This is a genomic window from Arenibacter sp. 6A1 (assembly GCF_012272855.1).
In the GTDB taxonomy this organism is placed as follows: domain Bacteria; phylum Bacteroidota; class Bacteroidia; order Flavobacteriales; family Flavobacteriaceae; genus Arenibacter.
Genome location: NZ_JAAXCQ010000036.1, coordinates 1 through 7,919 on the forward strand (window position 1 = coordinate 1; position 7,919 = coordinate 7,919).

Consider the following 7,919-nt stretch of genomic DNA (forward strand, 5'->3'; position numbering starts at 1 on the left):
ACTACAAACGTTAAGTTTCATTATCGAACCGCCGTATACGAGACCCGTACGTACGGTGGTGTGAGGGGTGCACTCCGTCATTAGATGGCGGAGCCACCCACTCGATTAGGTGTAGTGCTTTCTTTTTCTTTCAATTCCTTTGCTGAGTCTACTTTTTTTACTGTCTTCTCTTTCAGTTCTTTGTTCTTCTTTATCTCTCTGTTAATTAGTTCTTGAATTGGTTTCATGGGTGTTTCCATTACAGTATATTCTTCTTTAAAGATATCCTTATACGTTTCTTTAAATTTTTCTTCTTCTCGTATTTTGTTGAAAAGCGGCCACTGTTTGTAATCTGATTTATCGACATCTCCATTATCTCCGATTTTTAACATCATTTCGTACGCAATTTCATAGTCGTCCGTCAAAACTGAATAGGCTAATTTGAAATCATCACTACTCGCACTCCAATCTTTCTTGTCTAGAATCTGTTTTGCTTCTTCCTTTTTATCTTGAAGATATTTTGATAAAGAACCATTAACTATAAAAACATTCTTTAAAGAATCATTAAAATGTCTTTTTTGATTGCATCCAAATTCAAGCAAAATGTCAGCAAGCTCAAAAGAATTTGTGTTTATCAAATGAAAGCAAACATCATTCAATTCTCTGTCCGCATCTTTTAAGTCAGAAATAAGAAGTTTTCTCCAAATTGTATGTGTTAGTTTGGTAGCGATTTCATAAAGACATTTATATGCATTAGTGAAATATTTTGGCTCTATACCTAATCTCTGACCGACCTTAATTTTATCTATTTGGCATTTATGTTCTTTACAATTCTTTACATACTGGCTTGAGACAACACCATCACAATGAACAAGTAAGTTTCTGCGTTCAGTTATTTCTATAAAAGTTTGCCAAATTGGTAATTTTTCTCGAAGTTTAATTCCTAAAAGTTTTTCAAGATAGTCGAATTGTTCAGAATGACTTTTCCTTAAAACCGTATCAATTTCCTTGTCAATTATGTAATCTCTAGCATTTTCGACTGTCTCCATTTCAACAAGCTGAGAAAAAGTCAAATTTCTTTCTGAACCGTTGAGCACATCTGGTTTAATTTCATAAATAGCACGAAGTAAACGAGTCAGAAAGGCATCATATTGAGAAATTAAAGACACAAATAAGCTTTCTGGAATAATTTTGCTGGCTAATGCTGAAGTAGAAGCATTTCTTTCAAGAGTTTCAAATTTTTTAGATTCATCTGCTTTGACAAGCAGTCTTTTCTTTCCATTGTCGTCTTCGATTTCTTCAACATTTTCATTAAGAAATTTTGAAAAATCGTCATTTGCCTTTTTATTATATGGCTGAATCAGAAGCATAGTCATTGGTAGAGTGTCTCTAATAGCATCAATATGTCTTAGGAAACTCTCTAAATTCTTATGTAAATTCTTTCCTGTTGTCATTGTTTATTTGTGTTTGTTGGCATTACACCTAACTACATTATATCAGTTTAATATATACTGTTTAACGGTTTATTACTTTGGATAACAATAATATTACCGTGTAGTTATCTGTTTCTAAATTTAAGACAAATATTATAAACCATGTAGGAGTAAACAAATAAAATTAAGGTGTAAAAATGAATATAAATACGTAGTAAACCAAACCAAATAATTGTGTCTCTTACGGATAATTCATATGCTTTACCTCAAAAAGGGCTCATATGACTATCATGTTTCCGTTATTGATTGTTGAAAATGCATTAAGAGGTTGAAATATAGTACGGTAATGTATTTTATATATTGATTATATCTAGTATTTATAATGTTAAAAAATTGTTGCGTTCTAACCCTTCACTTGGCACACAGCACACCAAGTTATTGATCAATAACTTTTTGGCTTTTTTAAAGTTGCTTGTTTTTTAGGAGTTTTTTTTCTGAAAGAGAGTAGAGGGTTAGCCATCTTTAACTATTTAGTTATTAGGTAAAGTTATTTTTTATTTACACACTTTATGAGATAGTCCCAAAATAACCAGCGATTATTCCAATTTCCAACAATATTTTTTATATTTCAATTTTGGAAAACTAACAGAGATTAATAAAGGGGTTTTACCACCGGATATTTTAATTCAAATAGAGGATTAGCTATGAGGCAACTGAAACCGTTTGTTTAAGGCAAAATCATATAATTTGTCTTAGGATTTAATCTCAAGTTGAAATAAAGGATGAGAAATAGCTATTTTAAAATATTGATATCCTGGTTAATCTGCTGTTTGATTACTAGCCTATATTTTGTGTTTTCTACAGAAATTGACTTTACCATTTACGACGAGTATCAAATACCTATTAAAAGAAAATTATATGATAATGAGTACTCAAATATATTCTACTTAACTTCTCCTATTATAACAATTTTAATTATCGTTTTTGGGCTATTAAACTCTAGTAAAAAGCTCAAATAAAAGATTGATATTCCACAAAGGAAAGGGATCTTTTTATCTTTTGTTTTGCGGTTGGTTATCAACTCCTCTTCGCAAAAATTGATTAATCCTATAGATAATATACAAGGCTAGTTTTAATCTTTTTCTTTTCACATTACTTGCCACCCTCAGAACTGTGAACTAGGAGTTTTGTTGTTTTTGCCAGGTCAAACAAGAAAGCCCTTGTCTTTTCCTAGAAAAAACTAATAATTATAGGAATTGTTATGGGTGCCAACAATAAAAAATATAACTATTAGTAATTTAGGTTTACGGGAAGTTTTACAGATTTAGCTATTTTATGCTAAAGATCTATAGCATCTTAATATATATGAAGTGTATAAAGTATGCGCCGTGTTTGTAATTATAAATTAGGTAACATGATGTATTTTCGTTTTAAGAATTAATTCGAAAAGATTTAACAGAGGATTTAAGCATACCCAAGTTATTGAAATTATCTCCTTTCTCTACTGTTATATATTTGCTAGTCTTTTTAACCATTGCTAGTTAAATTTTAGCAAAAAACAACTCATTTTTTATTTTCAATTAACTTATCATTCTTATAAATTCTTTTTTCTTCCAATTTTCCTGATCTGTCGTAAAACTCGACAGTCCCGTGATATTGATTATTTTTTAGGTTGGCTATTATTTCGATTTTTCCATTTGGATAATAGCTTACTGATTTGCCTGTTATAGCTCCGTTTTGAAATGCGGACTCCTGTTTAAGTTTACCCGTATCTTCGAAATAAAATTTCCATATACCCGATCGGACTTGTTTTGGTATTCCTGTTTTTCCTGGCTTGGGTTCATTTCTGGTTAAATAAGAGCCGGCTGTCTTAAGGTTGCCATTGTAAAAAAAAAACTTCCATTCTCCTGTTTTCAGACCATTTTCATAGTAACCTTCGCTTTTTATATTTCCATTATTATAGAATTCTTTCCATTCGCCACTTTTCTTATAATCTAAGTAGTTTCCAGTTATAATGTTACCACCATCCTTCGTTAACTCTATATAAGGTCCTGTCTTTTTTCCGTTTTGATATGTCGTCCGCTGTTTTAAATTTCCGTTTTCCTTATGATATCTAAGATGTTCTCCATCAACCTTGCCATCTACACAATTAAAAGTAAGTAATACTCGTCCTGCTTTTGTGGTATCTAAAACCAATCCTGTAAATGACTTTTCTTTGTATTTGTAAATTCCATTTATTTTATTCAAGCTAGAAGAGGAAATAGTGGCATTTTTATCTTGACATGACAAGATAAAAATTATTAGAGATAGAGAATATAATACGGTCTTAATGATTTGTTTGAAATTCATTGATTTTTAAATTTTTAGTAACGTTCTCGTATAACGGTCATTTACAGGTTATTATGCGTTTGCTTACGGTTTTTTGCTGGCATAAGAATTTCCGTGTGGTTTCGGGCATTGTCGAGTCCACTGTAATTGCAGTTGTTTTTTGTTTATTAAATTTAGCTTCCTTTAACTTACTTTTTATGAAAATCGGAACGACTTATATAATTACTTAAATAGTATCAACAATATTCCATAGTACTCATCCGAGAGCAGTTTTAAAATTCGGATTTATTATTATTGCTGCACAAAGCGGAACTATAAACCAAGTTTTATTTCTGTAATACACCTTGTTAGCTAGAAACCCGAAACTTACCATTCTTAAAAATATAACCAATTGATGATAGCAATGGGACATACTGGAATAGGAGGTGAATGAATAAAATTGAAAATAATTTTTAAAACGGATTTTTTTTATTTATCTTGAATTTGCTTGATAAATACAATATCTTCTTCAGTTGGTTCCAATTTATTATATTCGTAATCGCCAAATTCAATCGAGTTTTCTCTCATTATAAGAGTGTTTCTAAATGTAACTCCAATGTCGTCAAATGTCGATTGCGAAAGATTTCCTTTTTTGTCAGTAATCTCCATTTCTAATTTCCACACTTTATTAGCATCAGTGTAGGCTCTAATATGTAATAGATTTTCTCCTTTGTTATAAAATGGACCAAAATAATGAGTCGCATCTGAACCTCGAACATAAAATACGGCATATTCATATTGGTTTTGATACTGTTTTTTGATTACCATTTGATTTTTTGGAACAATGTAAACTTTAGTTGATTCGCCGTTCTCAATTATATTTTCATATACTGCAATATCTTTTGAGCTATAGACTGTCTGGACACACCCTTTCAAGCCTATAAAAAGCCAAAAAGCTATAATAATTCCAGTTCCAATTTTATTTAATATTGATTTCATAAGTTGGTTTTACATGTTTAGTTACGGTCTTTTGGATAACACAAGTAGGGTGGGCTAGAGCCGGGAGATGGGCTGCTGATAGGTTCCTCCGTAGGCGGTGGATTGTTGTTTGCTATTGGATCTGGGTTTTCCGATACCAAGGGTCCGCCTTCAGATGAATTGTCTACAATAGCAACATCTTCAGAAGGAGCCGGATTTTGGGTTTTTGTGGTATTCGTTGTAGAGGTTTCAGTGGATTCCATATCTTCTTCAGTATCGTCCTCTTCATTTCCAAAGACATCCTTTAAAATATCGTTTACGCTACTGCCTAAATCGGCCACCGCATCGTATGCATCGCTAACTACTGTTATGGCCTCCGGAACATCCAAAATATTCTTCAAGTCCGGATCGTATTTTGTTAGCACGGTACCTTCTACCAGTTGCTTGTCGGTGTTCACTAGCACATTGGTAAATGCTACCGCTACCTTTATACTGTTTAAATAAGGAATGGTCACATAGCCTTTTCCTGTAAAACGACCTTCGCTACCATCGGCCTCCATAACGGTAATGGGGAAGTCGCGCGCAAGGAAAACGTCGTCAGATTTTAATGTAACCAGTGGGTCTCTGTTAGTAAGGTGAAGGCTAGGGGCAATACCACATTCATATACGCTGGCTTCATTGTTGGCGATAAAAGTCGTAAACTTTTTGGTAGTGCTCCATTCGCTTCCCGCAACCGTGCATTTTTTTTGTAACTGATATTCGTAGGTGGTACCCCGCTTCAGGTCCCACAGCGTAAGTTGGTTGGCAGTGGTCTTGCTAAAAAACCATTCGTTGGCCTTTCCCTTTTCTCTGTATCGAATCGTATATTCCGGAATGTCTGTAGAAAAATCCTCCCAAAAAATATTGGCATTGGTGCTGCCCTTTACCTCATGGGCAAGGACCAGAGGAACAAGGCAACTACCGGCATAACTAAAAGAGAAAATCTCGCTATATCCTTGGTTGGTAAACACCCCTATTTCTTCGGTGCCTTTTTTGGCTTTTGCCCGTACCCGCCAGGCATAGTTTTTATCGGAGAGTAACATGGGGTCGGCCGGACCATAAATATAAGTGGTGGCCGTAGTAGTGGTTTGGAAAATAGGAGGGGAGCTCAAAAATGCCGCCTGAGGGTCAATGCCATTGTCCCAAATCTCCACCAGGCTAATTTCGTATTCCACATTACTAACATTAATATGCCTAGGCGTCCATTGAAAAACTATGTTTTGTGGGTTATGTTCGGTGATATCGGTTTTGTTGCGGGGAGAGATCAGAAAGGGAGGTTCGTTTTTAAAGATAACGGCCCTAGAACAGGTTTTGCGAGAAAGTCTATTCCCTGTTAGCACATCAATAACTTCATAACAAAACTGGTATACCCCTGCCGGAATGGCTTGGCCATACCCTTGTGGAGAAATACCCATGATATTTTCATAGTTAAAATAAGGAGCCAATTCCGACTGGGCCAATACTAAAGGCATTCCGCCCTCCAAATACATCGGTTTTGCTCCGCTTATAAAATCCTTGCTCTGGAAGCGGATGCCGTTCCCCTCAAAATATATTTTTAGACGCACTTCCCTATCGGAAATGTTAAGATCGTTTAAAACAAGCTGTACCTTTAAAGGACCGTTAGAGGTATACATATCGGCGTACTCAGAAAAATGAACCGGGATCGGGGGAATGGTTTGTGGCACCACTTGGACCGGGAAAGACTGACCAAGGACCGCCGGGCTATATATAAGGAATACTACCGCTGTAAGTAGTAAGTGATATAATTTAATTAAAGGCTTGCCAAACATTCTCTTTTCAACGAAAACCATTCCGTTGCCCAATTGTAATTTCCGTTCCATGAATGTTTGGTTTTTTGTAAATAAATCAGTTCAGTTGCTTGCGGATGTACGGTATCCAACGTTTATTTTCGTAGTGCCTATGATATTCTTATTGGCTCTAGAGTAACTCGGGCGGTAACCAAGTGGAGCGGTAATGTTGCCTTGATGTAACGGGTAGCATTATAAATCGAAATAGGGTAATGCTGTTATCAAGTTGCTAGTACCTAGTTTAATAGAAGGTATTAGAATACAAAAAAAGTAGTTTATTTTTTACGTACACTGCAATTTTTTCGATAAAGTACCATAAAAGGTATGGTAAACGGATTATTTTATCGTAAGTATTATCCTAGTATATAGGTAGATTTAAATGGCGGTGTGGTTTAAGTGTAAATATTTAATCATCTGTCGATTACAAATAATATATTGGTTTATTCCTACTTGTTACACTGTAATATCTTCATTAAATATTTAAAAAATTAATTGTATAGGCTATTTTATAGAAGGTTATGCTGTCAGAAGTTTTCGGATCTGTGATGAGGTATGCTCCTTATATATATAGTATAGCGGTTTGTGCGTTCCCCTATCGGGTCGGGCTTTCCGCTGTATCTTTTTTAAAGGTCCCGCGGCCCTCTAAAAAAGGATGCCGCTGCAATCCCTAACGCTTTTTACTACTAACAGTAAACAAATGGCCTGTTCCGCAAAGTCCTGTTCCGCAAAGTCTCCTGACTTTGCGGTGCATTATAGTGTAAGGTTCAAAATGGTGTATGCCGCGAAGTCGTGAGACTTCGCGGAGCGATGCATTATAGTTCAAGGTTCAAAATGGTGTATGCCGTGAAGTCGTGAGACTTCGCGGAGCGAGCGAGAAGCTAATTAATAACGAAAGTCATTGTTTATTGCTGATCAATTTTTGGCTTTCAAGTAGTTTAGGTGTGTAAGCAGTTGAAAACAAATAAGTTAAAAGTGTTTTTGAAAATAATCATAAAATCTTTCAAAAAAACCTTGCCAGTTTTAGAAAGTGGCGTACCTTTGCCGTCCGCTAGCGAGGCAGTGCCGCGCAAACGGAAAAGGCGTTAAGAGCGCCATGTTCATTGAGTTTTGTTTCCGTTATCAGTTAAGCAAAAAGAAAGAATTTTATTTTTTCAAAAAAGCTTGCCGGATAAAAAAGAAGCTGTATATTTGCAGCCGCTTTGGGAGACAGGGCAAACGAGAAAGAATAAAAAGTTCATAGACATATTGTAAAGACAGCGTATTTCCGTTCTGGCGACAGATCGGGAATATTGAATAAAAATCGAAAACACGGGCCGGGCAATTAGCTATTAATGGTTGATCAAGTTATATAAAAATCAACGATGAAGAGTTTGAT

Annotated in this window: 4 protein-coding genes; all 4 read right to left on the reverse strand. The window is 35.0% G+C overall.

Translation table 11 applies throughout. The features are described 5' to 3' along the window. Nucleotides 1–80: 80 nt before the first annotated feature. The 4 genes from HCG49_RS18220 to HCG49_RS18235 all read right to left on the reverse strand — a co-directional run bounded on the left by HCG49_RS18220 (nucleotide 81) and on the right by HCG49_RS18235 (nucleotide 6,577). A complete protein-coding gene (locus HCG49_RS18220; RefSeq protein ID WP_168470911.1) occupies nucleotides 81–1,433 on the reverse strand; it encodes a hypothetical protein in 1,353 nt (450 codons plus the stop codon). Between the two features lie 1,542 nt (nucleotides 1,434–2,975). Then, nucleotides 2,976–3,761: a toxin-antitoxin system YwqK family antitoxin gene (locus HCG49_RS18225; RefSeq protein WP_168470912.1), complete on the reverse strand. Its 786-nt coding sequence runs from the start codon at nucleotides 3,759–3,761 to the stop codon at nucleotides 2,976–2,978. Nucleotides 3,762–4,208: 447 nt separating this feature from the next. Further along, entirely contained in the window at nucleotides 4,209–4,718 is a 510-nt protein-coding gene (locus tag HCG49_RS18230) for a hypothetical protein (protein WP_168470913.1), read from the reverse strand. Nucleotides 4,719–4,735: 17 nt separating this feature from the next. Continuing rightward, nucleotides 4,736–6,577 (reverse strand): fibronectin type III domain-containing protein, encoded by a 1,842-nt coding sequence (locus HCG49_RS18235; protein ID WP_168470914.1) that lies wholly within the window; start codon nucleotides 6,575–6,577, stop codon nucleotides 4,736–4,738. Nucleotides 6,578–7,919: the final 1,342 nt, after the last annotated feature.

What these genes read in the sequence shown, in the direction of transcription:
- HCG49_RS18225 (WP_168470912.1), bottom strand. Translation starts at nt 3,761, where the DNA reads ATGAATTTCAAACAAATCATTAAGACCGTATTATATTCTCTATCTCTA.
- HCG49_RS18230 (WP_168470913.1), bottom strand. Translation starts at nt 4,718, where the DNA reads ATGAAATCAATATTAAATAAAATTGGAACTGGAATTATTATAGCTTTT.
- HCG49_RS18220 (WP_168470911.1), bottom strand. Translation starts at nt 1,433, where the DNA reads ATGACAACAGGAAAGAATTTACATAAGAATTTAGAGAGTTTCCTAAGA.
- HCG49_RS18235 (WP_168470914.1), bottom strand. Translation starts at nt 6,577, where the DNA reads ATGGAACGGAAATTACAATTGGGCAACGGAATGGTTTTCGTTGAAAAG.